The sequence below is a fragment of the Streptacidiphilus jeojiensis genome, from assembly GCF_042510965.1.
Classification (GTDB): Bacteria; Actinomycetota; Actinomycetes; order Streptomycetales; family Streptomycetaceae; genus Streptacidiphilus; species Streptacidiphilus jeojiensis.
The window spans coordinates 39,978-65,233 of the sequence record NZ_JBEUKS010000009.1; the positions used below are offsets into that span (position 1 = coordinate 39,978).

19 protein-coding genes and 1 other RNA gene are annotated in these 25,256 nt (G+C 69.3%); 4 read left to right on the forward strand and 16 right to left on the reverse strand.

Features of this window, described 5'->3' with window-relative positions; all coding sequences use genetic code 11:
• Positions 1-34: 34 nt before the first annotated feature.
• The 11 genes from ABUW04_RS24305 to rnpB all read right to left on the reverse strand — a co-directional run bounded on the left by ABUW04_RS24305 (position 35) and on the right by rnpB (position 11,709).
• Positions 35-385: a hypothetical protein gene (locus ABUW04_RS24305; RefSeq protein WP_380566590.1), complete on the reverse strand. Its 351-nt coding sequence runs from the start codon at positions 383-385 to the stop codon at positions 35-37.
• A gap of 9 nt (positions 386-394) precedes the next feature.
• Positions 395-1,009 carry a DUF2269 domain-containing protein gene (locus ABUW04_RS24310; RefSeq protein WP_380566591.1) on the reverse strand — a complete coding sequence of 205 codons (615 nt, stop codon included), beginning with the start codon at positions 1,007-1,009 and terminating at the stop codon, positions 395-397.
• Between the two features lie 77 nt (positions 1,010-1,086).
• Positions 1,087-2,136 carry a LacI family DNA-binding transcriptional regulator gene (locus ABUW04_RS24315; protein WP_380566592.1) on the reverse strand — a complete coding sequence of 350 codons (1,050 nt, stop codon included), beginning with the start codon at positions 2,134-2,136 and terminating at the stop codon, positions 1,087-1,089.
• Between the two features lie 181 nt (positions 2,137-2,317).
• Entirely contained in the window at positions 2,318-2,956 is a 639-nt protein-coding gene (locus ABUW04_RS24320) for a response regulator (protein ID WP_380566593.1), read from the reverse strand.
• A complete protein-coding gene (locus ABUW04_RS24325) occupies positions 2,953-4,305 on the reverse strand; it encodes a sensor histidine kinase (RefSeq protein ID WP_380566594.1) in 1,353 nt (450 codons plus the stop codon). The genes ABUW04_RS24320 and ABUW04_RS24325 overlap by 4 nt, the downstream gene beginning before the upstream one ends.
• Positions 4,306-4,318: 13 nt before the next feature.
• A complete protein-coding gene (locus tag ABUW04_RS24330; RefSeq protein ID WP_380566595.1) occupies positions 4,319-5,122 on the reverse strand; it encodes an ABC transporter permease in 804 nt (267 codons plus the stop codon).
• A gap of 65 nt (positions 5,123-5,187) precedes the next feature.
• Positions 5,188-6,135, reverse strand: coding sequence for an ABC transporter ATP-binding protein (locus ABUW04_RS24335; RefSeq protein ID WP_380566759.1), 948 nt, complete (start codon positions 6,133-6,135; stop codon positions 5,188-5,190).
• Between the two features lie 221 nt (positions 6,136-6,356).
• Positions 6,357-9,512: a DUF3427 domain-containing protein gene (locus ABUW04_RS24340; RefSeq protein ID WP_380566596.1), complete on the reverse strand. Its 3,156-nt coding sequence runs from the start codon at positions 9,510-9,512 to the stop codon at positions 6,357-6,359.
• 69 nt (positions 9,513-9,581) lie between these two features.
• On the reverse strand, positions 9,582-10,760 hold the full coding sequence (locus ABUW04_RS24345) for a caspase family protein (protein WP_380566597.1): 1,179 nt from the start codon (positions 10,758-10,760) through the stop codon (positions 9,582-9,584).
• A gap of 7 nt (positions 10,761-10,767) precedes the next feature.
• Complete coding sequence (locus ABUW04_RS24350; protein ID WP_380566598.1) at positions 10,768-11,142, reverse strand: effector-associated constant component EACC1; 375 nt, start codon at positions 11,140-11,142, stop codon at positions 10,768-10,770.
• A gap of 164 nt (positions 11,143-11,306) precedes the next feature.
• An RNA gene (gene rnpB, locus ABUW04_RS24355) (RNase P RNA component class A) lies at positions 11,307-11,709 on the reverse strand.
• Between the two features lie 144 nt (positions 11,710-11,853).
• Here rnpB and ABUW04_RS24360 point away from each other — a divergent pair.
• On the forward strand, positions 11,854-12,414 hold the full coding sequence (locus ABUW04_RS24360; protein WP_380566599.1) for a Uma2 family endonuclease: 561 nt from the start codon (positions 11,854-11,856) through the stop codon (positions 12,412-12,414).
• Positions 12,415-12,429: 15 nt separating this feature from the next.
• Here the strand turns inward: ABUW04_RS24360 and ABUW04_RS24365 are convergent, their stop codons facing one another.
• The gene (locus ABUW04_RS24365; RefSeq protein WP_380566600.1) at positions 12,430-13,875 is read right to left on the reverse strand and encodes an RNB domain-containing ribonuclease; all 1,446 of its coding nucleotides are present in this window, start codon (positions 13,873-13,875) and stop codon (positions 12,430-12,432) included.
• A gap of 368 nt (positions 13,876-14,243) precedes the next feature.
• On the opposite strand from ABUW04_RS24365, the gene ABUW04_RS24370 reads away from it, so the two are divergent.
• Both ABUW04_RS24370 and ABUW04_RS24375 read left to right on the forward strand, forming a co-directional pair.
• Positions 14,244-14,423, forward strand: coding sequence for a hypothetical protein (locus ABUW04_RS24370; RefSeq protein ID WP_157623635.1), 180 nt, complete (start codon positions 14,244-14,246; stop codon positions 14,421-14,423).
• 156 nt (positions 14,424-14,579) lie between these two features.
• Complete coding sequence (locus ABUW04_RS24375; protein WP_380566601.1) at positions 14,580-16,340, forward strand: HEXXH motif domain-containing protein; 1,761 nt, start codon at positions 14,580-14,582, stop codon at positions 16,338-16,340.
• A 14-nt stretch (positions 16,341-16,354) separates the two neighbouring features.
• On the opposite strand, the gene fxsT is transcribed toward ABUW04_RS24375, so the two are convergent.
• Positions 16,355-19,060 (reverse strand): FxSxx-COOH system tetratricopeptide repeat protein, encoded by a 2,706-nt coding sequence (gene fxsT / locus ABUW04_RS24380; RefSeq protein WP_380566602.1) that lies wholly within the window; start codon positions 19,058-19,060, stop codon positions 16,355-16,357.
• A gap of 117 nt (positions 19,061-19,177) precedes the next feature.
• On the opposite strand from fxsT, the gene ABUW04_RS24385 reads away from it, so the two are divergent.
• A complete protein-coding gene (locus tag ABUW04_RS24385) occupies positions 19,178-19,537 on the forward strand; it encodes a hypothetical protein (RefSeq protein WP_380566603.1) in 360 nt (119 codons plus the stop codon).
• 755 nt (positions 19,538-20,292) lie between these two features.
• Here ABUW04_RS24385 and ABUW04_RS24390 read toward each other — a convergent pair.
• The 3 genes from ABUW04_RS24390 to ABUW04_RS24400 all read right to left on the reverse strand — a co-directional run bounded on the left by ABUW04_RS24390 (position 20,293) and on the right by ABUW04_RS24400 (position 25,139).
• On the reverse strand, positions 20,293-21,843 hold the full coding sequence (locus ABUW04_RS24390) for a VMAP-C domain-containing protein (protein ID WP_030251255.1): 1,551 nt from the start codon (positions 21,841-21,843) through the stop codon (positions 20,293-20,295).
• 114 nt (positions 21,844-21,957) lie between these two features.
• Entirely contained in the window at positions 21,958-22,908 is a 951-nt protein-coding gene (locus tag ABUW04_RS24395; RefSeq protein WP_380566604.1) for a toll/interleukin-1 receptor domain-containing protein, read from the reverse strand.
• Positions 22,909-23,045: 137 nt separating this feature from the next.
• The gene (locus ABUW04_RS24400) at positions 23,046-25,139 is read right to left on the reverse strand and encodes an NEW3 domain-containing protein (protein WP_380566605.1); all 2,094 of its coding nucleotides are present in this window, start codon (positions 25,137-25,139) and stop codon (positions 23,046-23,048) included.
• Positions 25,140-25,256: the final 117 nt, after the last annotated feature.

Sequence of the window (25,256 nt, forward strand, 5' to 3'; positions counted from 1 at the left end):
CGACCCGCAGCCGAAGAACAGCAGAACCCCGACCTCACCGCCGCCAGCGGCTCCCGCCTCCCCGTTCCCCCGGCTCCGCCCGGGCCACCTGCTCCACCGCCTGCTTCGCCTCCAGCAGCCCCACGTGGGTGAGCTCCCGGTACGCCTTGATGGCCTGGATCAGCTTGTCCTGCCGGAGGAACGCCATCACCTCGGGCATCCCGCGCGGATCGGTGGCGTCGTACGCCACCGGCGCCGCGTCCACCGGTGCCGCCGGTCCCGTCGGCGTCGCCTGCGCCGCCGCCGCGCCGATCCCCAGATGGGCGATGATCGAGTCGAGCTTGGCCTCGATGTCCGCCAGCCGCTGGTCCGTGGTCCGAATGTCGATCTTGCCGAACATATCCATGGCCAGAAACTAGGGCATCGACGCCCGCCTGCGTGAGCCCCTCGGCTTGTAGACCGAGAGCGCCGTCGCCGTGGTGTAGAGCGTCCCGGCCACGATCGGCGCCGCAACCAGGCTGTTCCCGGCCCCACCGGGCCCGCCACCGGCCAGGCAGTTCGCCACGGCCCGGTCCATCAGCGGCAGCAGCGCGAACACCGTAGCGACCAGGGCCACCAGCGTCAGCACCAGCTTGATCACCACCCAGCGGTACCGCAGCAGCCCCCAGTACGTCCCCAGCGACAGCACCACCCCGGACACGCCCGCGACCAGCGCGACCGGCAGCACCACCGCGTACCCGAGCAGGTCGATCGCCCGGTACACCCCCAACTCCCCGTCCCCGGGCGTGAACCAACGCCCCGTCACCCCCAGCGCCAGCACCCCCAGGTCCAGCCCCAGCCACCCGACGGACGTCACCACGTGCAGCAGCACCCACAGCCGCCGCCCGCGCCGCGACAACCGGAACAGCGGCGGCGCGGCAACAGCGGCCCGGGTCGGTACGGCAGGCGTCGCTGCGGCAGGCGTCAGCGCGGCGGGCGTCGCTGCGGAAGGGATGCTCGACGCGGTGTGGTCGGAGGTCTCGGCGGACATGTGCCCACCCTGCCGCGCCGGCCGCACCCGCGCGTCGTAGCCGGAGCGGCACTTCGACTACTCCGGCGGGAGTAGGGCTACGCCGATCCGCGGATCACCAGCGTCGGCTGGAACACCACCGACTGCAGCGACTCCTCCGGTTCCGCGATCTGCTGCAGCAGCAACTGCGCCATCCGGGACGCCATCTCCTCCAGCGGCTGCCGGACCGTGGTGAGCTGCGGGTCGCAGGCCAGCGCCGCGCTGCTGTCGTCGAAGCCGACCAGCGCCACGTCCTCGGGGATCCTGCGGCCGGCCCGGTTGAGGACCGGGACCGCGCCCAGGGCCATCAGGTCGGAGGCGATGAAGACCGCGTCCAGCTCGGGGGCCTGCTCCAGCAGCAGCCGCATCGCCGCGGCGCCGCCGGCCTGGGTGAAGTCGCCCTCGACCACCCCGGCCTCCGCCAGGCCGTGCGCGGCCATCGCCTGCCGGAAGCCGGCCAGCCGCTCCTGGGCGGACGGCATGTCCAGCGGGCCGGTGAGCGTGGCGATCCTGCGGCGGCCGATGGCGACCAGGTGCTCGACCCCGAGTACCGTACCGGCGCGCTGGTCGGCCTCGACGAAGCTGATCGGAGTGGGCTGCCCGGGTCGGCCGGACAGCACCGCCGGAACGGCGGCGTCGGCGAGCAGCCCGGGCAGCGGGTCCGCCGCATGACCCGAGATCAGCACCACGCCGTCCACGTGCCCCTGGCGCAGATAGCTGACCAGGTGGGTACGGGAATCGGCGTCGTCCACCAGCATCAGCACCAGTTGCACGCCGCGCGGGCGGATGACCTCCATGACGCCGGTGACCATCCGGCCGAAGAAGGGGTCGGTGAACATCCGGCCGAGGAAAGGGTCGGCGACGTTGCGCTGCTCGGCCTCGGAGACGACCAGGGCGATCGAGTCGGTGCGCCGGGTGACCAGGGAACGCGCTGCCCGGTTGGGGACGTAGTCGGTGGCGGCCACGGCGTCCTCGACCAGCCGACGCATGGCGGGATCCACGGTGGTGCTGCCGTTGATGACACGCGAAACCGTGGCCCGGGACACGCCTGCGACCCGGGCCACGTCCTCGAGCGTGACCGAACCATTGGACGGCGGCTTCCTGTTCATGCCGTAGTTATACCTGCTGTCACGACGTGGGGAACCGCCGACCGCCGGGTCAATCGATCACGGACGGCCGATCAGCTCACCGCCGTCGGCACGAACCTTCCGCAAGCGCCCCAGTTCCGCCCTGCAACCGCTAGGGAACCGCTCCGGATCCGCCCCGGAACCGCCCCGGAACCCCCGCGGCTCAGTCGCGCCCGAGCAGCCCGCGCTCGTACGCCGCCGCCACCGCCGCCGCGCGGTCCCGCACCCCGAGCTTGGTGTAGAGGTGCATCAGATGGGTCTTGATGGTGGCCTCGCTGACGTGCAGTTCGCGGGCGACCGCCTGGTTGGTGGCACCGGCCGCGACCCTGCGGAGCACCTCCAGTTCGCGCGGGCTGAGACTGCCCGCCTCGCGCACCCCGAGCCGACCCATCAGGGCCCCCGCGATGGACGGAGCGAGCACCGACTGGCCGGCGTTGGCCGCCCGCACCGCGCGGATCAGCTCCTCCCGCGGTGCGTCCTTGAGCAGGTAGCCGGTGGCCCCGGCCTCGATCGCGGGCAGCACGTCACGGTCGGTGTCGAAGGTGGTCAGCACCAGCACCCGGGCGGGATGCCGCAGTTCGCGCAGCCGGGTGATGGCCTCGACGCCGCCGGTGCCGGGCATCCGCAGGTCCATCAGGATGACGTCGACGCCGATGTCGGTCCGCTGCGCCTGCCGCACCGCCTCCGCTCCGTCCCCAGCCTCGCCGACGACCTCGAACGCGTCGTCGCCGGCGAAGACCCCGCGCAGGCCGTCGCGCATGACCGGGTGGTCGTCCACGATCAGCAGCCGGATCGGGCTCATCGGACCGCCCCCAGCGCCGGGTCGCGGACCGGGACGGCGGCATTGACGGTGGTGCCGTAGCCGGGGGTGGACTCCACGTTGAGGTTGCCCGAGAGGCGTTCCAGCCGGCGCCGCATCCCGGGCAGGCCGTAGCCGCCGGAGCGGTGGGAGTCGCCGGAGGAGCCGGCTTCGTCGCCGGAGGGACCGGCTTCGTCTGCGGAGCGACCGGCTTCGCCGGCGGGGGCGGTTTCGTCGGCGGGCGTGAATCCCACCCCGTCGTCGGCGACGTCGAGCAGCAGCATGTCGTCAAGATAACTGAGGGTCAGATGCACCTGGGTGGCCCGGGCGTGCTTGCCGACGTTCGCCAGTGCCTCCTGCGCGACCCGGAACAGCGCCGCCTCCACGTCCGTGCCCATCGGAGCCGGGATCCCGGTGGTCTCCACCTCGGCGGCGATGGCCGACTGCTCGGACCAGCTCCGGGCGAGGGCCTCGATGGCCTCCGGCAGCGTGGCCCGCTCCAACTGCTCCGGACGCAGCGCCCGTACCGACCGGCGGGCCTCGGTGAGATTGGCCCGGGCCAGCGAGTCCGCCAGGTCCAGGTGGCGGTTCCACTCCGGCTCGTCGTGGCGTGCCCGCCGGGCGGCCTCCAGTTGGGTGATGATGCCGGTCAGTCCCTGCGCCAGGGTGTCGTGGATCTCGCCCGCCAGCCGCTGCCGTTCCTCGACGATGCCCGCTTCGCGCGCCTGGACCAGGAGTTGGGCGTGCAGGCCGGCGTTCTCGGCCATCGACTCCTGCAACCGGCGGTTGGCCTCACCCAGGTCGTCGATCATCCGGCCCCGCTCGGTGTTCTGCTCCAGTACCCGATTGAGCAGGCCGACCATGAACAGGACCGCTGTGACGTTGAAGGCCACCATCACCAGGTAGATCACGGTGTGCAGGTTCCAGGCCACCGGATAGCCGTTGGTCTGCGAGGCCGAGAGCACCGCGGCGACCAGGACGAACGCGGCCTTGCGACGGTCCGGCTCCAGCTCGTCGGCGAAGAAGTAGCAGCTGAAGGCGAACACCCCGAACCAGGGGTTCGCCCAGACCAGGACTCCGCTCAGCAGGATGTGCACGCAGAAGACCACGGCCCGTACGTTGCCCGGCACCCCGGTGACCGGGTAGCGGATCAGCGCCGCCGACCAGCAGGCGGCCACGGCGACGGCGACCGTACCGGTCAGACCGTGGGCCGAGGTGAGCGACGGACCGCCACTGTCCGAGGGGCCCAGCACGGCCAGCGTCGTGGCCACGCCCAGGATCGGCAGGAGCAGCAGCCGGGCCAGGCGATCGGAGCGGGCCTGCCAGGCATCCGGAACGGGGACAGCAGTCATGGTCTCGATGGTGTCACTCCCAGCGGAACATCCGCGACGCCGCGAAGCCGCAGACGATCGCGTACCCGGCCAGCACCAGCAGCGCCGCGGTGGGCGGCCAGTGCCCGGCGATGGACGCCTGCAGGGCGCGCACACCGGCACCCAGCGGGCTGTAGTCGCTGATCGTGCGCAGCGGCACGTTCATCTTGTCCCGGGGGATCCACAGCCCGGCGAAGAACATCAGCGGGAAGAAGGTGACCAGCCCCAGCGCGTTGGCGATCCGCTCGGTCTTGGCGATGGCGGTGATCAGCATCCCGATCCCCAGCGTGGCCGCGGCTACCAGCAGCAGCGACACCACGAAGCCGCCGAACTGTCGCGGCGCCGGCGCCCCGCAGACCGTCGCGACCACCAGGATCACCACGTCGATGACGACGCCCAGCCCAAGGTAGATCAGCCCTTGAGCGCCGAGCAGACGGCCGGGCGGCACCGGCGTCGTGGACAGCCGGCGCAGCACGCCCTTCTCCCGATAGCTGCTGAGCACCGCCGGAAGCATGTTCACGGCCGCCATCAGGAACACGTACATCATCAGGATCGGCACGTATACCTGCAGCGGACTGAGCCCGCCGAAGGACCGGCTGGCGTGACGGGTGCCGGGGACGATGCCCAGCACCACCACGGCGACGATCGGCAGCAGGGCGGTCCACACGACCGACCCGGCGTTGCGGAAGAACAGCAGCGCCTCGGTCCGGGCCAGCAGCCAGAACGCCCTACGTCGGACGGCCATCGCGCCGGCCGGCGCGGGTGCGGGCGTGGATGCGGGGGATGCGACGGTGGTCATGGCAAACTCCTCGAAGTCAACGGTCGTGTCTCGTGGGTCGTATCTCTATGTCCCGATGTCTCGTGTCAGCGGTCGTGACGCAACGGTCGGACACCTGGGCCCGGGTCCGTCACCTCGTCCCGCCCGGTGATGGCGAGGAAGGCGTCGTCCAGGCTCGGCTGCTCGACCCGCAGCCGGTGCGCCAGCACCCCCTGCCGGGCCAGCCGCGCGGCCACCGCGGCCAGCGCGTCGGCACCGCCGACCACCAGCACCTCGTCCCCGCGCCGGCTCACCGACTCGACCTCGGGCAGGTCGGCGAGCAGGGAGTCCTCGATCGGGACGGACGGCACGAAGCGGATCCGCTGCTGCACGTCCAGGCGCGCGGTCAGCTCGGCGGGCGTGTCCAGGGCGACCACCCGTCCGGTGTCGATCACCGCCACCCGGTCGCAGAGCCGCTCCGCCTCCGCCATGAAGTGCGTGACCAGCAGGATGGTCACGCCCCGGTCCCGCACCGACTCGATCAGCTCCCAGGTGTCGCGTCGCGCGGCCGGGTCCAGACCGGTGGTCAGCTCGTCGAGGATCGCCACCCGGGGGTTGCCGACCAGCGCCAGCGCGATCGACAGCCGCTGCTGCTGTCCTCCGGACAACTTCCCGTACCGGGTCCCGGCCTGCGGACCGAGGCCCAGCACCTCCAGCAACTCCCGCCAGTCGGCCGGGCGTTCGTAGAAGGAGCTGTACAGCCGCAGCGCCTCGCCCACCTTGAGGTTGGGCGGCAGCTCACTGTGCTGCAGCTGCACCCCGAGCTCGGCGACGACCCGGGCCCGGTCCCCGACCGGATCCAACCCGAGCACCCGCAGCCTGCCGCCGTCCGCGCGCCGCAGCCCGCCGATGCACTCCACCGTGGTGGTCTTCCCGGCCCCGTTGGGCCCCAGGATCCCGAAGATCTCGCCCTCGTTCACCGAGAACGACACATCGGCCACAGCCGTCCGCTCCCCGTACTGCTTCCGCAGCCGCTCCACCTCGATCACCGGCACCGACATCACCCACGACTCCCGCCCGCTCACCCGAGCCCACCCGCCGACGCCCTTCGCCGACAACAGCCAGTCTCGGCGCGGTGCCGGGGTCGCCGAATCGCCTGACCGGCCAGAAGCCGATGACCGTCCGGTGGAGCCGCACCATCAACCGATCGGCTGATGGCAACGGCAGAACCCGGGGACCGCCACAGCGGAACGTGCCGGGTGGAGCGCGCTCTGCGTCAGCCGACGCCGGCGACGGCTGAGTAGAGCTCGATGTCGGCCGGGATCGGGGTGCGTACCTGCCAAACCACGGCCATCGGCTTGCTGCCCTCGTGCGACTTGTAGTCCACCGGCCCCAGCAGGGTCCACGGCTGGGGTCCGCCGGAGTCGGTGTTCTTGAAGCGGCGGACGAACAGCAGCACATGACTGCCCTGCTCCCGATGCTGGCGGTAGCGCATGCCCACCCCGGAGGTCGGCGAGGTGCTGTTCTGGGACTCCCAGTGGAAGAGGGTCGGGCTGAGAGCGTAGTCGTGGTAGCGGGTGGTGGGGCTGAAGTCCTTCTCATCCTTGGTGAGGGTGACCATGAGGGCGTCGGTGTTGATGGCCGGGCACCACTTCACACCCTCGCGGAAGTTGCCAGGCACAAAGCCCCCGAGCTCGGCGGCCTGGAGCGCCGGCAGGATCTCCTCGCGCGAGTACTCGGCATGCAGCGCCAACGGCACGCTGCTGTGAGCTCCCAACAGCGGACTGGTGGGGCGGCGCGTGTGGTCCAGGTTCCAGGCCAGCAACTGCCGAACCTCGCTGCGGAAGGCGCTCTGCTCGCGCAGGCTGTCGAATCCCGCCCGGTAGTCGGCGAAGCCGCCGCCGGTGGGCCAGAGGGAGAAGAAGAGCATGTGAGCGAAACCGCGCTGTTGCTCCGTCAATTCTCCGTAGTCGGGGGCATCGTCGGACAGGATCTCGGTGTACGCCGCGACCCGTAGCGGGTCGGCTGCGTGCAGGAACGTGGGGACCCGCTTGAGCAGCGCGTCCTCGCCCGCCGGAGGCTCGCCGTCCAGCAGGCCGGCGCGGCGCAGCAGAGTCGTCCAACTACTGCGGCCACGGTAGAGGTCGACCGGCTCGCGGCGGCTCTCCCTTAGATACTCGGCCAACTCCGGGCGGGCGTACTCGCGCACCTCGTTCGTCAGTCCCTTGATGCCGAGATTGAGTTGGGCCTTGATGTTGTCGAGGACCGCCTGCTTGGACTTGCGATCCAGGATGATCTGGCAGCCGGAGGGCAACTGCGGGAAGTCCTGCTCGACGTGCTCGACCAGGCGCCGCCGCGTGAGGTTGGTCAGCGCTCGGAACTGCTCCTCGATGCGGAACTCGGCCCGGTGCTGGCCCACGAAATCTATGACGGTCAGCACCGGCTTGTCCTCGGTGCGCCGCAGGCCGCGCCCGAGTTGCTGGAGGAAGACCGTCGCACTCTGGGTGGGACGAAGGAGCAGCAGCGTGTCCACGTCCGGGATGTCCAGGCCCTCGTTGAACAGATCGACGGAGAACAACACCTGCAGGTCGCCCCGCCGCAGCGACTCGAGCGCGGCGTCGCGCTCGGACTGTGGCGTGCTGCCGTCCACGGCGCCCGCGGCGATTCCGGCTCTGCGGAAGTACTCCGCCATGAAGTAGGCGTGGCTGACGGAGACGCAGAAGCCGAGCGCGCGCATCCGCTGCGGTTCGGCAACCTTGTCCTGCAGCGCTTTGACGACGAGTCGGGCACGGGCCTCGTCGCCGGTGAAGAGTCGGTCCAACTCGTCCGGGTCATACGCCCCTCGGCGCCAGCCGACCGTGGACAGGTCGGTGTTGTCGGCGATGCCGAAATAGTGGAACGGGCTGAGCAGGTCGTTCTCCAGGGCCTCCCACAGCCGCATCTCGGCGGCGATGCGGCCATCGAAGTACTCGACGTGGACGTGCCGACCGTCGCCGCGCTCGGGGGTCGCCGTGAGCCCGAGCAGTTCCCTCGGCTGGAAGTGGTCGATGATCCGCCGATAGGTCGGCGCGGTGCTGTGGTGGAACTCGTCGATGACGATGACGTCGAAGTGGTCGGGCGCCAGTTCTTCGAGCCGGTCGCGTCCCAGCGACTGCACGCTCGCGAAGACATGCCGCCAGTTCTCCGGCACCTTGCCGCCGACCAGCAGTTCGCCGAAATTGGCGTCGGTCAGCACATCCTGATAGGTGCGCAGCGACTGCTTGAGGATCTCCTGCCGGTGCGCGACGAAGAGCAGCGAGAGTTGCTCCGGCTTCCGCCCGAGCTTGCGCAGCATCGCACGGTAGTCCAGGGCCGCCATTACGGTCTTGCCGGTGCCGGTGGCCGCGACCAGGAGATTCCGGTGCAGACCATGGACCTCACGCTCGGCATTCAACTGGTCGAGCATGTCGCGCTGGTGAGGATAGGGGCGGACCTCCAGGCCGGACAGGCTGATGCGGGTGGTCTCCTGGCCGCCGTCACTTCCACCGCGCCCGGAGGCCGAGCGCAGCGCCTCGTCGAGCCGGGACGCGTCCTGGTCGGGGGTGTAGAGCTCGAAGGAGGGGTCGCTCCAGTACGACTCAAAGGTCGCCTCGAACTTCTTCAGCACCGCGGGAGTACTGACCGAGGACAGCCGCACGTTCCACTCCACGCCGTCCAACAGCGCGGCGCGGGAGAGGTTCGAACTGCCGACGTACGCCGTGTCGAACCCGCTGCGGCGGCGGAACAGCCATGCCTTGGCGTGCAGCCGGGTGGAGCGCAGCTCATAGTTGACCTTCACCTCCGCCCCGAACTCGCGCACCAGACGGTCCAGCGCATAGCGGTCCGTAGCCCCCATGTACGTCGTGGTGACGACCCGGATCGGTACGTCGCGGGCTGCGGCGGCGCGCAGCGGCTCCTCCAGAACGCGCAACCCGTACCATTTGACGAAGGCGCAGATCAGGTCGACCCGGTCGGCGGTGGCCAACTCGGCTCGCAGTTCGGTACCCAGACTCGGGTCCTCCGGAGCATTGGTGAGCAGGGCGGACTCGGACAGGGGGGTGGCCGGCCGGACCGTGTACACCCCCGGCGCCTCCTTCTCGGCGATGGCCAGGAGTTGCCGTGGGCCGTCGGCGATGCGCTCCGCGGGGCCGCCATCGCGTCGCTGCTCAAGGGCGCGCAGAACCTCGTTCGCCGCGGCGACCCGTTGCTCCTCAGGCAACGCGGCGAGGGCCTCCGCAGCGCGTTGTCCCAGGTAGCGAGCCAGTACATGCGGTGACGACTCCGTACCGACCGGCGCCTCCACAACCTGCCAGCCCGCACTTCGCAGAGCTTCGACCTGTTCCTCGACGGTCCGTGTCACCAGTTGCTCGTACAGACCGGCGGCCGGCTCCTGGCCACTCTCGAGGTTCCCCACAACGGCTCCTGACCATCACTTGGATTCTCTGCAAACGAACAGGCCACTACCACACCACACTGAGGATCCTCAGAAGGTCACATACTCGCGCATCCGTCCCTGCACGGCTGGATGGGCATCACCGAGTGCGAAGGGCAATCCGGGTAGCCGTTCCGCCAGCCGTTCCGGAGCCAGCAAGGGCGCACTCACCTGCAGCGCCAGCTTGCCGTTGTCGCCAGCGGCGGTGCGCTCCTCGTCCACCCCGAACACTTCGCGTATGCGATGGACTCGGCCGTCGCTGACCACGACCAGTGCCTTGAGGTTCGGGATGCGCCATCGCGCTATGGGCCACCACATCCGGTCGGCCTCCTGCTGCACCTGCTCGTCACGCCCGGTCTCTCCGTACCAACGACCGGTCGGGTCAGCCAGCAGAGTGACGCTCTTGCGCCACACCACCAATGCGTAGCGCTCCCCCACCCCGAGCTCGGTCGACGCTGTGGACGGCACCTCGACGCTCTGCATCACTGCTGCCAGATGGGCGCGGTTGCGCGCCAGCGGGAAGAGGCCGGCGGTGTCCGTGGTGCGCTGATTCGGCTCCGGGAGTCCGCGCTCCACCAGCCGGTTCCGCAGCAGCGGATAGATCTCCTGGAGGGTGAGGGTCTCCGTACCGTGCGGCCGACCTGCTTTGACGACGTCCAGCAGGTGGCGGGTGAAGGAGGTGCACGCTTCCACCTGCTCTGCGGCAGGCACCACATGGGCGGTCTGATCGTGATCGGCGGCGGTGATGACGGTGGTGCCCGTGGCGACCATGCTGTCGATGACGTCGCCGCCGAGCGACTCGATGGCCTGCCCGGAGAAACAGCAGTCGAGCACCACGGCCTTGAGTCTCGCCGGACTGCGCCGGAGGACCTCCTTGACCTTGCGGTACTCCAACCCGGTCATGTCGGCGTGCCGTCTGTCGGTATCACTCAGCGTCAGACAGAGCTCTGACCTGGCGCTCAGAGTGCCGTGCCCCACGAAGTAGAGGAACAGCGCGTCCTCGGCTGAGGCCGCCAGGTCCGCCAGCTGTGCTGCGAACGCACCTGTGGCGCGCGGGTCCAGGTAGACCGAGACGCGCTCCTCCGGCCATCCGCCCAGCGTCGGGTCGGTGAGCATGGCCTGCATCGCAGCCAGACTGTTCGCCGCAGCCGGGACGGGGCGGAAATCCTCGTCGTCGTACTGGGCCACGCCGATCAGAATGGCGCGGGAATGGGCGTAGTCGATGCCCACAGACCCCTCAGGCACGAGCGTCGTCGCCCTTGACCGCCTTGAGGTACTGCGCCACGGCCTCGGGCTTGGTGCCGGTGGGAAATTCCGCACTCCTCCCGTCAACCGTGATCTTGATCGTCTGCTGCCGACCACCGAGCCAGGCGCTGAGGGCGCTGCTCAGTACCGAGACCACACCGCCCGAGCCGATGGCCACCGACAGGAGTTCAACGGCCCCGCCGCTCAACTCCTGCTCACCGACCTCCCCCTGCACCTGGACGACTCTGCCCACGAGGCCCCGCTGAGCCGCCAGCCAACGTCCCAGCTCGGCCACCTCGGCCCTGCCGGCTTCCCCCACGACCCGTATCTCCGCGTTCATGCCCTTCCCCGCCTGATCCTCGACCATGTCGATACTGATCGACCACGAAGGCATCTTGCCAAGAAGCGGCCTAGCAGGGTGGGCACTTGAACACTTTTGCGCAAGCTGTGAACCGGTGGCGGCATTGCCCGGCGCTAAGCGAGTAGGCAAAAGGAAGGCCCCCGCCGTAGCGGAGGCCGCTCTGCAGGCGGCGGACGAGTCGGCCTGTACGCCGGGTTTTGTCTCGCGGGGGCCTTGCGGCCCGCGCGGAGGCGGTCATCCATCTACGACTGCCGTTGCCGACAGCCTCCAGCGGTCTACCCGCAGGCTCGGGCGGGCAGCCCTCGAACGCCTGCGCGGAGCGCCTTCCGGCGTTCCATCTTGACCTTGCTCCAGGTGGGGTTTACCTAGCTGCCCAGGTCACCCTGGGCACTGGTGGTCTCTTACACCACCGTTTCACCCTTACCGGCTGCCGAAGCGGCCGGCGGTCTGTTTTCTGTGGCACTTTCCCGCGGGTCACCCCGGGTGGGCGTTACCCACCACCCTGCCGTGTGGAGCCCGGACGTTCCTCGGCACACCCCGTGAGGGGTGTAACGCGACCGCCCGGCCGGCTCGTCCGCCGTGTGGACCATGGTAGCCGCTCACAGCGAGGCTCCTGACCCCCGTGACTTCGGCGAAGGCGTCTCATTGGGCGATAAAGTCGGTTGTGGACCGCAACGCGCTCGGGAACCGGCAGCGCCGGGGAGGAGTAGGCACATGATGGTTGCGCACGAGGTGTTCACTTACCAGGAACTGCTCGACATTCTTGAGAAGCTCGAGGCTCCCCCCGGTTTCAAGTCCGAACTGGTACGTGGGGAGATCGTCTTGTCACCTCAGGGGCGTGTGCACAGCGAGATCATCCTGGCGGGGCAGGAAGCGGCTCGGGCCGCCGGGTTGCCACGCTGGCGGGTCCTGTCGGACGTACTGAGTCCGTTTCCCCACACCAGGAGTGGTTTCTGCCCCGATGTGTCGATCCTGCGGAGCACTGCCTCCAGGACGGCCAAGCCGTTGCCCCGAAGCGACATCGCCGGGGCCATCGAGGTCATCTCCAGCGACCTCGGGGAGAAGGACTACGGCATCAAGGTCCAGGAGTATGCGGTCGCCGGGATTGATTCCTACCTCATCGCCGACCCGTACAAGGGCCTGTGCACGCTGTTCACCAGGCCGGAGAACGGGGTGTACCCGGAGCCCGAGACCTACCCCTTCGGGGAGACGGTGACCTTCACCGCCGACGGCACCGACTTCGTTCTCGACACCTCCGACTGGCCCCGGATCGGCTAGTCGGCTAGCCGATCCTCACGCCGGGGCGAAGCGCACCGTCCCGCTGCCGGGCTCGACGATGGTGAGGCGGACCCGGAGGTGGGTGCCCAGCGGGAGGGCCAGGGCGCCCGGGCGGTCGTCGGTGAGGCGGGCGCGGACGGCCGGGTCGCGGAGTTGGACGGTGCCGGTGAGTTGCTTGCGCTCGTCCACGTCGACGACCACGCCGTCGAAGACCTCGCCCTCGCGGCCGCGTAGCAGTTCCGCCTCGACCAGGTCGACGCTGGCGCGTTCCACCTCGTGGGCGCGGCGGTCGCCGGTCTCCATCAGCTTGGGGATCTCCGGCAGCGCGGCCCGTACCCAGTCCGGCACCGGCTCCCCCGCCGCCAGCGCCGCGCAGACCTCGCCGGCGAAGCGGTCGGCCAGGCGGCGCAGCGGGGCGGTGCAGTGCGCGTACGGGGCGGCGACGGCCGCATGGCCGGGCTCCGGCGGGACGCTGCCGTCGAAGGCGGTGTAGCCGGCGCCCCGCAGCAGGCCGGTGCACTCGTTCAGGAAGGCGGCGTGCGCCGGGAGCTCGGGGTTGAGCGAGCGGATCAGCTGCGGGTACGGGAGGCCGGCCGGCCAGTCCACGCCGAGCGCGGCTGCGGTGCGGCGCAGCCGGTCCTGCGCGCTTCGCGGGGCGGCCGGGAGGGTGCGCAGCAGGCCGACGGCGCCGTCGAGCATCATCTCCGCCGCCGCCATGCCGGTGAGCAGGGAGATCTGCGCGTTCCAGCCGTCGGCGGGACGCGGTGCGCGGTAGCTGAGGGCGTAGCCGCCGTCGACCGGCTCGATCTCCTGCTCGGGGATGGGCAGGCTGATGCCGCCGCGGTCCTGTTCGCGTTCCTCGCGCAGCGGTCCGATGACGCCGAGCAGTGCCAGGGCCTCGTCGGCGGTGCCGCTGTCGATGGCATGCTGTACGCCCGCGTAGTCGAGCTTGCGGCGGCTGCGGACCAGGGCGCGGCGCAGGTCGGTGCAGAGCAGCACCCCGTCGGCGTCCAGGTCGAGCTGCCAGAGCAGGGCGGGGACGTCCTGGCCCGGGAGCAGGCTGGCCGTTCCCTCGGAGAGCTGCGGCGGGTGCAGCGGCACCCGGACGTCGGGAAAGTAGAGGGTCTCCACCCGGCGCCTGGCCTCGGCGTCGATCGCCCCGCCGGGACGGACGAATGCGCCCACGTCGGCGATGGCGTAGTAAACCCGATAGCCGCTGCCGCGTCGCTCCAGGTGCATGGCCTGGTCGAGGTCGCGGGAGTCGGGCGGGTCGACGGTGAACAGCGGCAGCGCCGTGGCATCGTGGAGCGGCGGCCTGGGCGTCCGGGCCGCCTGCTCGACCTCGGCCAGCACCTCGGGGCTCCAGCCCTCCGGGATCTCCATCCTCTCCCGGACTGCGACGAGTTCGCTGTCGATCAGCGCGGTGCCTGCGGTGCGCAGGTTGAGATGGCGGCGGGGCATGGGGGCCAGCGTACGAGCAAGGACAGGTGAGTGCGTGGCGACGCTCCAGTCTGCGTCCTGTTCGACGCAAACACATTCGAAGGGCGAGCAGCTCCCAACGGGTCGAACGCGGGACTTCGCTCGCCGCCAGCTTTCCTGGACCTATCGCCCGGCCGGACGCAGCTGTTCAATTACTCCTAATACGGGACACTCACATCGTCAGATCAGAACATCAGGAGAACCTGAACGACCAGGGGCCCTACGGGCACCCCACGATTGGTACTCACTGTCCACTCATGGCAAAGTTACCCACCATCTGTTTCTCTGGTTGAATCGCACCTCAGACATGTGCGCGATTCGGCCGGTCGAGCCCATTCAGGAGCCCGCCGATGGACCTGTCCGAGACGCCGCCAAGCCGTGTGCTCACGTCATGGCTGCCTGATCTCACTCGCGTCTCGCTGGCAGAACTCACCTCACTGGACCAAACCACACTTGGCCCAGCCATTGCGTCCATGCTGAGCCGGGTCGAACGCCCGCTGGCAACCATCGCCGGCAGCAACGGGAGCTGAGGCAGTCCCGTGCAGAGTTCGCTCCTGGGGGGAGCCGCTGGTGTCCCCGCCGGCCATCGTTTATCATCCCAGGCCCTTCTGGCCCTTAGTTCGGCGTACGAGCACGAGTCCGTGGTCGCGCCACTCCTCGGAGCGGCACTCAGCAACCGTCTGCTCATGCTGCGCACGCTGCTGTTCCGCGCGCCCCAGGGGCGACTGAGTGAAGCCTGGAACCTTCTGGTACTCGCCGAGAAGTGCGACCCGGACCTGGTGCGACGCCTCCTGCTCGACCCGCAGACCGGGCTCTGGCTCACTCAACTGCTCCGACGTCTCGGCAGCACCGACGCCGAGGACGGACCTTACCGGTTCCCACTTGCGGTCGACCTCGGCTATCTGAGTCAGCTCGCAGCAGGAGCAGCGATTGCCTCCTGTCTCGACGCCACCATCGACGTCCCTCTCCGCGACGGCAGCGTCATGTTGCCCGGCCTCGGTCGCGCCACCTTCGACCACCCGGGCGAGGGCGGCTTCGCCGAGGTCCGCGTTGTGTCCGGGGCCGCGACCGTGTCCGCATACGGCCAGACCATGGAACTCCCCGCCGACCCCGAGAACGACGCGCCCGGATGGGAGGGCCTGCGTCGGCTGCGGGCCGCGGCAGGCGAGCACCTGCTCGTCGTGGCCGTCGACGACCTGGGCCCCTACGGACTAACCGAAACTGCCCCACCTGCTGCCAGGATCGATGCCGCCTCGCACCGGCGCTGGCAGGAGTTGACCGAGGCGGCCTGGTCCCTGCTGTTGCGCGAGCACCCCACGAGCGCGCGTGCACTCTCGGCGGGGCTGCTGTCGGTGATACCGCTGCCACGCGGTGAGATCCTGCGGCCGTACAGTGCCTCCACCTCGGACGCCCCGGGATGCGTCCTTCTTTCGGAACCGGAAGGAAGTGACGAGCATCAGGCCGCAGTACAGCTGGCGGTGACACTCATTCACGAATTCCGCCATTCGCTGCTCAATGGCCTTCTCTACCAAGTACCGTTGTTCGGGGAATGTTCAGATCTGTTTCACGCCCCTTGGCGCGACGACCCGCGACCGCTCGGCGGGCTTCTGCACGGCGCCTATTCCTTCTCCGGCGTGACCGCCTTCTGGCGCGATCGGCTCCACCGGGACAGCGGCCCTGAAGCGGAACTTGCCGTATTTGAATTCTCGCTCTGGCGTCGACAGACCTGGTCGGTCCTCAGCTCCTTGGATTCCCATGCCGCACTGACCGGAACCGGTGCGGACCTGGTCCGCTCCCTGCAGGCGCAGGTGGCGCCCTGGCTGAGGGAGCCGGTGGCCGAGGGGCCGCGGCAATCCGCCACGGTCGCAGCCTGGCATCACCACCTGGGCTGGCGCGCCCACCATCTCACGCCGGCGAACGCGACGGTGCGTCGAGCCGTTGCTGCCTGGAAGGCCGGCCAGGCCGCTCCGACGGCCTGGGGCAGGGGCGACGGTGACAGCGAGAGTTCGGTCCTTCACATCGATCCGCTGGCCTGCCGTCTCGACGTGTTGGCCGTGCTGCACCGGATGCGCATCGTCCGACCTGAGGATTTCGAACGGTTGCGGGCTCGCCCCACGCTTCTGCCGGCGGAGGTCCCCGGCGCGACCCGCGCCGACCTCGCGCTGGTCGCGGGAGAAACCGGGGACGCAGTGAAGCTCTACGAGGAGGAGTTGCTCTGCCCGGAACCGCGGCCGAACGCCTGGGCAGGCTTGGTACTGGCCATGTCGTCGTGCGCGAGCGGTAGTGCCGACGACGTGGAACGCAGCGCCAATGAGCCGTACGATCCCCCGTTCACTCGGACAGAACTGATCAGAGCCGTCCATCGGACGCTCAGTTCGTCCCTGTCAGCATCCTCAACGCAGCCGACGGAGCTGGTGCGTTGGTTCCTCTCCGCTGGAAGCCGGTGACCCGGCCGCTGTTCTCATAGCGGCATCGGATCTATGTCGCAGTCGGCACGGTGGTCGCCTGCCACCGCCTGGGCGACTGCCGGGTGTTCGGAACCGAGACGGTCGCGAAGCAGGTTCACCGTCTCGTCGTGGAGGATCGACGCCGCGTCCTGCTGCCCCAACGCCCGAAGGTCCATGGAGAGGTTCACTGCACAGGCCAGCGTCGAAGGATGTCCGGCGTCAAAGACCCTGCTGGTACGTCGTAATGTGTCCTGATCCAGTGCCTCCGCCTGCGCGAAGTCGCCGAGGCTGAAGAAGTCGCTGGCCAGGTTCGTCCGACAGACGAGACTGGCTGGGTGATCTTCTCCCAGGCAGTCGCGGAACTTGCTCAGAACCCGGTCGTTGATGTCGCGTGCGGTTTCCGGATGGCCGAGGAGGCGGTGGGTGATCGCGAGATTCACAGCAGCCGAGAGGGTGTGCGGGTGGTCGGTCCCGTAGGTGGCGGCGTATTCGTCCAGAATCTGCTCACCCAGACTGCGGGATTCGCTCAGTTCCTCAGGGGTGCGCTGCGCGGAATCGGTCTGCTCGGGATGCCTGAGGTGAACGGTCAGTTCCAGCGTCGCAGCCATCGACTCCGGATTGTGCTCACCGTACCGTCGAATGAGGCTTCCCCTGGCCAGTTCGGCCACCTCTCGGGCTTCGTTGTGCTCTCCGGCCTTGCGTAGCGCCACCGCCAGGTGGCGGACCGCCGACAGCGTCAACGGGTTCTCGGGGCCCAACAGGCTGCGCGCCTGTTCGACGATCTCCCGGTGATAGGTCAGCGCCGCACCGTAGTCCCCCAGTTCACGGATGTCCAGGATGAGTCCGAGCCAGGTCCGCAGACTGTCCACGTGGTCCTGCCCGTATATCTGGGTCCAGCTGTGCCAGGTCTCCCGGTCCAGGTTCTGGGCGCCGTTGAAGTCACCGGTCAGCCGCAGACTGACGCCCAGGTTGTGCGCCGCCCGCAGCGTCTCCGGTTCATCAGGGCCGAGCAGTCGAAGATAGCGCTGGTGCACGGACCGGGACAGCTCCAGGGCGGCGCTGAACTCCCCCTGCACCCGACGGTCGATGGCGACATTCCCGGTCGCGTCGACGGTGTCCTGGTGGTCCTCACCGAACGACCGGCGATAGGCCTCCACCACGACGGCGTTGAGCGAGGCGGCCTCCGTGTACCGTCCCATGCTGAACAGGAGGAACCCGAGCCAACGGGCCACCTCCAGGGTTCGCGGGTGATCCGCGCCGAGTTCCTGGGACCACAGGTCGTAGGCGGTCTGTGCCATGGCCCGGCCCGGCTCGTAGTCACCCCAGTACATCAGGTACCGGACTTCGTTGATGACCAGATTCCGCACCCAGGGATCGCCGGACTGAACCGCCTCGGAGACCAGCACATGCGGGTAGAGCTCCCCGTAGCGGCTCCACCGGGTCACATTGGTGGGGTCATTGGGGTCATTGGCGGCAAGCAGGAGATGGGTGCCCTGCCGCATCCTGATGCGCTCCTCCTCGGTCATCCGGGACAACAGGGCGGTCTGCACCAGGCGGTGCATCTGGATGGAGTTGGTGCGGTGGTCGAAGCGAGCCAGCGAGTACCGGCCTATCTCTCGGATCACCTGCCCCAACCGGATCGGGTCTGCCAACGCGGCATCCAGTTCCGGTGCGATGGGGCGGCCCTGCATGCGCGCGAAGAGCGATCGCGATATCGGGTCCGGAGCACAGAACGAGCAGACCTGGAGGAGTTGGAGCGCTGCAGGGTTCTTGCTCTCCAACTGGTCCAGGGAGATGTTCCAGGCTGCGATGACCGGCATCTGGTAGTCGAGGGGTGCGGAGACCGAGAGCAGGTCCACCCGCTTCTCGTCCAGCAGCCGCAGGTACTCGTCGGCGAGCATTCCGGTCTCGGCGTGCCAGGCTGCCGCCTGTTCGATGGCCAGCGGGAGATCGCCCAGTGCCTCCGCCAGCCGGTCCGCGTCCGCGTCGCTGATCTCGGGGCCGCGGATGCGGAGCAACTGCTTGCTCTCCTCACGCCGGAAGACGTCCACCTCGAGCGGATGCGCGATGCTGGCCCACTGCGGATTGCGCGACGTGATCAGAATGTTCCCCGGCCCCCCGGACGGGAAGAAGGCGCGCACGGCCTCCGGACTCTCCGCATTGTCGAACACCAGCAGCCAGTTGGCGTAGGGCTCGCCACGGCGCAATGCCTCCAGAACCGCAGTCACCGTGGAGGACGAGTCGCTGCCGGGCTGCAACCCCAGCCGAGGCGCCAACTCCACCAAGGAGAGCGAGATCTGTGTGGTGCGCTCGGCCGGAATCCACCAGACCACGTCGTACTCACCCAGCCTGCGGTAGAGGTACTCGACCGCGAGCAAGGACTTGCCCACACCACCCATACCGTGCAGGGCGTGCGGAAGCACCGCCGTGGCCTTGCCCTGGAGCAACCTCGCGTGCAGGGAGTCCAGCAACGCCTCACGGCCGGTGAAGTTGGGGTTCCTGGGCGGGATGTTGCCCCACACCGTGGGCGCCGTCCTGCCCCGCTGATTCACCGTCGCTCGGGTGGTCTGCTCCGACATGGCTGTCCCCTTCTCCTGCTTGGGATGGTGCTTGGCACGCCCGGCCCCGGGGACAGTCGTCGCCGTTCCCAGGTATTCGGTGATCAGGAGTTCCAGTTCGTGCGCCGGAGCCAGGCACTCATTGGACAGGGCCTGGAGCACTGCCTTCTCGACCTCGACCCAGGGCAGCGTGGCCGAGGTCACCGGCCCCCAGTCGGGACGGGCCGAGCTCTGGAGCAGGGCCGGCAGCCGCCACAGGCGCTCGCACCGGGGATCGAGGTGGTCACCCACGACCTGGACCACGCGCCGAAGAGTGTCCTTGCGCCCCTTGGCGAGCAGTTCCTCCCGGACGCCGGACGGCATCGTGAAGGCGAAGCGCTCACCGGTACCCTGCTGGTCGGCACCCTGCTGGTCGGCCACCGGTTCGAGCACGCCGAGCAGTACCAGTTGGGCGAGGTCAGCAGGGCCGCCGGTCGGGAGCAGCACCCGCTGGACTCGCAGGACGAGTGGGAGCGTCAGCGGGGTGGCAGCGAGTACCGTGGCGAGCTCCGACACCCCCGGACCCGCCAGCCGCCGCAGTACTGCCACCCGGTCGGCAGGCGGCACCACCGGATCGGGGCCCGGATCCGCGGGCGGTGACGGATCCGAGCCGATCGGTACAACCGGCAGCGCCACTCGTTGTTGAGGACCCGTGAGCAGGTCCACCCAGACGTCCAGCGACCTGCGGCTGAGAGCGAGTACCGGAACAGCCACCGGATTCGACGGCACCGAACCGACCGCCACCTCGGGATCGTCCGGTCCGAGACCTCGGTAGCGCCATTCGAGTTCCTCATTGGGAACCCCTGGTGCAGGGGCTCTGACCAGGGCCGGCCAGGTGGCGAAGCCAGTCGGCTGCCAAGCGGCGATCGGCAGCAGTTGGAGCACGGCAACCGGCCCCTGCCGGGCCCATCTGCGCAGCAACGGCTCGAGCGCGCCACTGCGCCAGGAGGAGGAACTGCCATCGGTCACAAACAGCACGATCCGCCGGTCGCCCTCCCGGCAGGGGGCCGCCGCCTTCCGAGTCTCCTCGGAACCGTCCGAAGGGTTCGGGTGGCTCCCCAGCACCCGCACAGCAGGACGGCCGAAGGCCTCCGCGCCGCTGAGAATCACCACCAGTTCCTGGAGCGTGTCCTCCCAGAACGGCTGGGTGGGGCCCCGGTCCAGGACCAGCTCCAGGCCCCAGTCCGATCCTCGCTCACCGGTCGACGTACCGGGCAGGGCGGCGACGAGGCGACGGAGTGCAGCGATCAGACCCTCGCGGTCCTCCAGCCCGGACCGACCTCCGATCGGCGGCTGGGGATCCGACACCGCTGCCATGAGACACCTCCGATCGCTTGATCTTCTTTTGTCTACCGTCAGTAAGGGGTGCTGGGGATGGGCTTGTGGTCCGGGTCGTCCCAGAGCACGGCCAGGTGGCGGCCGATGTGCTGGGACTGCCGTTCCGGATCGATCCCCGCTGCCTGCCGCCTGAAGGCGGCCAGTCTGGCCGGGAGGTTCTGCAGGCCCTCTGCCAGCAGATCGTCCAGGGCGGCCCTGAACTCGGACGTGAGGCCGCTGCTGCGGTGCCAGATGACCACGGGAAGCCCGCTGCGGAGGGCAGCCCGGATTTCCCGGTGCCCCTGCTCCCGGTCGGGAGTGGGAGGCTCGCTGAGGACCAGCGCGACATACTGCTCGTCGCTCAGCCTCGCCTCCAGGCTCCGCAAGGCGGCGTCCGGATGCTGGGGTCCGTTGATGCAGACACTTGCGCCGACGGCACCACCCATCAGCAACCGGTCCCAGCGGTTGCGCCAGCGCCGGTGCCAGTCGCCGTTCAGCAACCGGTCCAGGCTGCGGACGACCACGGGGTAGTCCAGCGCAAGCGGTATACCCGGCGTCTCGTCCACGTCACGGGGCCACCAGTCGACCGGCAGGTTCAGCAGTTCGAAAGGGAGTACGAACTCGAGTCCCAGGTGGGCGGCGCGGTCACCGTTCGCCCGTTCCACCTGTGACACCAGCCGGCTGACGGCGTGCTCCAACTCCGAGCGGCACACCCTGTGCATCACGTCCCCCTGTTCCCAGCCCTGATCGCGGGCATCCGTGAGGAAGGAGTGCGAGACGGTGTAGTACTCCTCCTGGAGCGGGTCCGGAGATATCTGGATGGCCAGGTACTCCTGGTGCCGGGGCGGGACGAACGGGCTGTGCTCGGGGGATATCCAACGGGCGCGGTCCAGCTCGCCGGCAATCTTCCAACGGAACGCCCACTTGCGGTTGCGGGCCCGAACCTCCAGTGCGGCAGCGTGTTCCATCCAGGACGTCGCCCGTTCGAGGTAGAGCATCCAGGGCGGCAGCCGTGCCGGTGCTGCGTTCTGCCCCATCAAGTACAACAGGTCCGTCCAGGGTGTACCGCTGTGCGCGGGAGGCGCCGACAACTGAGCGTTGGTGGCCTCCTGGACGAAGCGCGAACGGACCGCCCGCGGCAGCGGCAGCGCGGCCATGACGTGCTCCAGATAGCCCCAGGAGTGGATCAGCTCTGGTACTGCCTCCAGTGCGTTCCACTCGTCGGCAAGTTGCCGGACGGCGGAGCCCTGCGGGGTGTCCCGCTCGATGGCCGACACACAACGGGCGAGGCTGGAGATGCCGTCCTCGGCGGCGGCACAGAATCGGAAGAGCTCGATGAGGTGCAACTGCTCGGTCGGCTGCTCACGAAGTGACACCCTGCGACCGGTGGCCTCGGCAACCAGGTCGACCAGGAGAGCTCGTGCTTCTCTGCTCTCCAGTGCCGGTATCTCCATCAGCGCGTCCACGATGGCGTCCCGGATGCGTTCTCTGATCCGCTCCCTGATGCGCAGCGCCATCTGCGCGGGGTCACCGGACGGATCGGCGGCGTCGAGGTGAGGTGCGTTCGCTGTGACCGCCTCCTGCCCCACGAGGACTCCGGGTTCCCCAGGAAGCCTCACGGACTTGCGAGTTGGCTGCCCGGCCGCTGACACAACGTTAGCTGGAGCGGGGGCTCCGGAGTAGACCTCGGTCGGGCGAGCCAATCAGGCAGGGAACGCAGGGGGCAGATGCGGTTTGGAGCGACCGGTGAGCAGCGCAGCGATCTTCTCCAACAGCACTTCCCTGGCACGGTCGGGACTCAGGTCGAACAGGTCGAAGGAGACGACGCCTCCCAACAGCCCGGACTGGTCGCAGGGGGCAATGCGGATCGGTACCAGTTTGCGGGCAAGGCCGCCAGGATCCTGACGCTGCGCCGCCTGCCGCTCCTGAGAGCCGTAGGCGGAGTCGAGGTAGGCAGGGGAGAGCAGCGCGATGGTCCGCTCACAGTGCTGCACCCCGCGTTCCATGACGGCATACCAGTTGCTGCCAGGAACGATGTCCCACTCCTGGATCAGGGTCCGATAGCCGGCCTCCTCCAGCTGCCAGGCGATCCACACCGCCCAGCCGCGGTCCACGCCGGTGTAGGAGATGAAGAAGTCCCAACGGTCAGGGGCCGGGGGGACTGTCGGGGTAACAGCCGAGGACACGGCGGGAATGCGGCCGATGGCGGTCCGGTGGGGCGGGGAGGACAACATGGGCATGGGTGGTGGCGGCAGAGTGCCGTCGGCACGACGATCACGGTCGCCGGCATCGGTGCGTTCCACCGTGAAGCGGACCGACGTCCACGCCTCCCCGGCCCGGCGCCAGGCCCCAGCCAACTCCCGCACGTCCTCCGTCGCGCGAGAACGCCCCGCGAGTGCAGACACGGCCTCGGCCAGGGCATCCACCCCGTCCTCCTCCTTGGAGCACTGGTGGAACAGTTCCAGCAACTGGGTGCGGGCGGTGGGCTGCTCCCGAAGTGACAGCCGGCGGCCGAGCCGGCCGCCCACCGCATCGACCAGCAGGGCCCGTGCCTCTCTGCTGCTGAGTTCGGGGATGTCCTGCAGAGCCGTCACCATCGCGTCGGTCAGCCGCGCTCGCTCCGGTCCCGTGAGGGCGTTCTCGGGTTCGGTCATGCTCAGTCCCCTCTGCCGGATTCCAGGGTAGGAGCGGGCCCGGACGGACGGGAAGAAGCAGCGGGGCCGGGGACGCCCCTCAACGTCCCCGACCCGGTCATGGGCGGCTGCACCGTGTGCGCGCAGCCGACGCTGCGTCAGTTCTGGCTGAAGCCGGTGAAGTCGGCCTCGCCGCTGGTGCCGTCGCTGTGGGAGGTGGTGAACAGGCCCACGTCCCCGGTGGCGGCGATGCCGGGCAGGGTGGCGGTGCCGACCTGGGTCCAGGTGCTGCCGTCGGTGGAGTAGTAGCCGGTGACGGCGGAGCCGGAGCGGACCAGCTTGAGCCAGCTCGGGTAGCTGGCGGTGCCGCTGCCGCTGTCGCTGGGGGCGCTGTTGCTGTCGAGCTGCCCGTCGCCGTTGCTGTCCCACTGCAGGACGTAGCCCTTGCCGGGGGCCTCGGCGAGGATGGCGTAGCCGGGCGAGGAGCCGGGCTTGGTGATGTCGTTGCGGATCATGATGCCGGACTTGGCCCAGGGGTTGGTGTCGGCCTGTGCGGTGATCTTGACGACGGTGGTGGACCCGTCGTGCTCGGCGCCCTGCTGGTAGATGGTGCTGTACTGGTCGGTGCTGCCGTAGACGTCGGCGCCCGCGCCGCTGATGGCCAGGTTCGCGCCCTGCTGGCCGAAGAGCGCGGTGTTGTCGGTGTAGGTCTTCCAGGGCGCCTGCACCGGCGAGGCGAGCAGCGTCGAGGCGGTGACGGAGGCCTTCTCGGTGCCTCCGCTCCAGCCCGCCGAGGCGGTGGCGGTCAGGTCGTAGGTGGCGATGGGGGCCGGCAGCGTGGTCGGCGCGGTCACCTTGAAGGCGGCGAGGACCTCGTGGCCGACGGCCACCCGGTCCGCCTTGGTCGCGGTCAGCGCCTTGACGGTCCAGCCGGTCGGGGCCTTGAGCCCGACCTTGACGCCGGTGACCGTCTCGGCGCCGTTGTTGACGAAGGTGGTGTTGACAGTGGTGGACTGGCCCGCCGCCTGCTGCGGCACCACGCTGCTCAGGGTCAGCTGCGGCGGGTACCGCTTGGGCTTGGAGGTGCCCGCGACCCGGTACATCACCGTGCCGTGGCCCGGGACGGAGGCGCTGATCACGCCCTTGGTCGTGGTGGTCGTCTTCGACCACAGGTCGTGCAGGGTGTAGGCCTTGGCGCTGCCCAGGCCCACCGCGGCGGCGTCGGTGGAGATGGTCGCCGGGGCGCTGTTCTCATTGAAGAGGGTGACCGCGACGCTGCCGTCGGCGAGCGGCTTGGCGAGGACGTCCAGGCCGCCGGCCGAGGAGACCTCGGTGGCCTGCTTGCCCAGGCTGTCCTGGTCGACCGCGATGACGTCCTTGTTGGCGTAGATCGCCAGGGTGTCGGCGCTGGCGGTGCGCAGGTCGGTGCCGGAGATCAGCGGGGCGGCCATCTCGGCCCAGAGCGAGAACTCGGAGCGGTCCTCGGTCTGGGTCATGCCGTTGCCGACCTCCAGCATGTCGGGGTCGTTCCAGGCGCCGGGCTTGGCACCGGCGGTGAGGCCGACGTTCTGGTGGAAGATCGACAGCATCGAGCTGTACGAGGCGCTGATGTCCCCGGTGGTCCGCCAGAGGTTGCCGACCGAACCGCCCCAGCTCGCCACGGAGTCGTCGCCCCAGCTGCACAGGCTGTAGACGATGGGACGGCCGGTCTTCGCCAGGGCGTCGCCCATGGCCTGGTAGCGGGTCTGGTCCGGCACGCCCTGGTTGTTGCAGTTGTCGTACTTGAGGTAGTCGACGCCCCAGGCCGCGAAGGAGTCCGCGTCCTGCTGCTCGTGCCCGAGGCTGCCCGGGTACCCGGCGCAGGTGAGGGTGCCCGCGGTCTCGTAGATGCCCAGCTTGAGGCCCTTGGAGTGGACGTAGTCGGCGACGCCCTTGATGCCGTCGGGGAACTTCACCGGGTCGGGGACAAGGTTGCCGTCGGCGTCGCGGCTGTGGGTGAGCCAGCAGTCGTCGATGTTGACGTACTGGTAGCCGGCGGCCGCCAGACCGCTGCTGACGATCTTGTCGGCGGTCTGCTCGACCAGCTGCTCGCTGACGTTGCAGCCGAAGGCGTTCCAGTCGTTCCAGCCCATCGGCGGGGTGAGCGCCAGGCCGTTGTCGAGGGCGGCGGCGGGGGTGGCGCTGAGCGGGACGGCGGCGAGGGACGCCGTGGTGAGCACGGCCGCGACGAGCGCGGCCCAGGTCTTGCGCATGCCTTCTCCTGTATCCGAGTGGGTGGAACGGACAGGTGTGGTTCGGCAGTGCAGGCAGTGCTCCCTGCGCAGGGCGTGATCTAGCGAACCAAAACACACAGCAACCGTCAATATCAA

Excerpts from the sequence above, each read along its gene's own strand:
- ABUW04_RS24305 (WP_380566590.1), bottom strand. The coding sequence starts at position 385 with ATGGATATGTTCGGCAAGATCGACATTCGGACCACGGACCAGCGGCTG.
- ABUW04_RS24400 (WP_380566605.1), bottom strand. The coding sequence starts at position 25,139 with ATGCGCAAGACCTGGGCCGCGCTCGTCGCGGCCGTGCTCACCACGGCG.
- ABUW04_RS24365 (WP_380566600.1), bottom strand. The coding sequence starts at position 13,875 with ATGCCCCGCCGCCATCTCAACCTGCGCACCGCAGGCACCGCGCTGATC.
- ABUW04_RS24310 (WP_380566591.1), bottom strand. The coding sequence starts at position 1,009 with ATGTCCGCCGAGACCTCCGACCACACCGCGTCGAGCATCCCTTCCGCA.
- ABUW04_RS24375 (WP_380566601.1), top strand. The coding sequence starts at position 14,580 with ATGCTGCGCACGCTGCTGTTCCGCGCGCCCCAGGGGCGACTGAGTGAA.
- ABUW04_RS24325 (WP_380566594.1), bottom strand. The coding sequence starts at position 4,305 with ATGACTGCTGTCCCCGTTCCGGATGCCTGGCAGGCCCGCTCCGATCGC.
- ABUW04_RS24330 (WP_380566595.1), bottom strand. The coding sequence starts at position 5,122 with ATGACCACCGTCGCATCCCCCGCATCCACGCCCGCACCCGCGCCGGCC.
- ABUW04_RS24320 (WP_380566593.1), bottom strand. The coding sequence starts at position 2,956 with ATGAGCCCGATCCGGCTGCTGATCGTGGACGACCACCCGGTCATGCGC.
- ABUW04_RS24315 (WP_380566592.1), bottom strand. The coding sequence starts at position 2,136 with ATGAACAGGAAGCCGCCGTCCAATGGTTCGGTCACGCTCGAGGACGTG.
- ABUW04_RS24395 (WP_380566604.1), bottom strand. The coding sequence starts at position 22,908 with ATGACCGAACCCGAGAACGCCCTCACGGGACCGGAGCGAGCGCGGCTG.
- ABUW04_RS24350 (WP_380566598.1), bottom strand. The coding sequence starts at position 11,142 with ATGGTCGAGGATCAGGCGGGGAAGGGCATGAACGCGGAGATACGGGTC.
- ABUW04_RS24360 (WP_380566599.1), top strand. The coding sequence starts at position 11,854 with ATGGTTGCGCACGAGGTGTTCACTTACCAGGAACTGCTCGACATTCTT.
- ABUW04_RS24370 (WP_157623635.1), top strand. The coding sequence starts at position 14,244 with ATGGACCTGTCCGAGACGCCGCCAAGCCGTGTGCTCACGTCATGGCTG.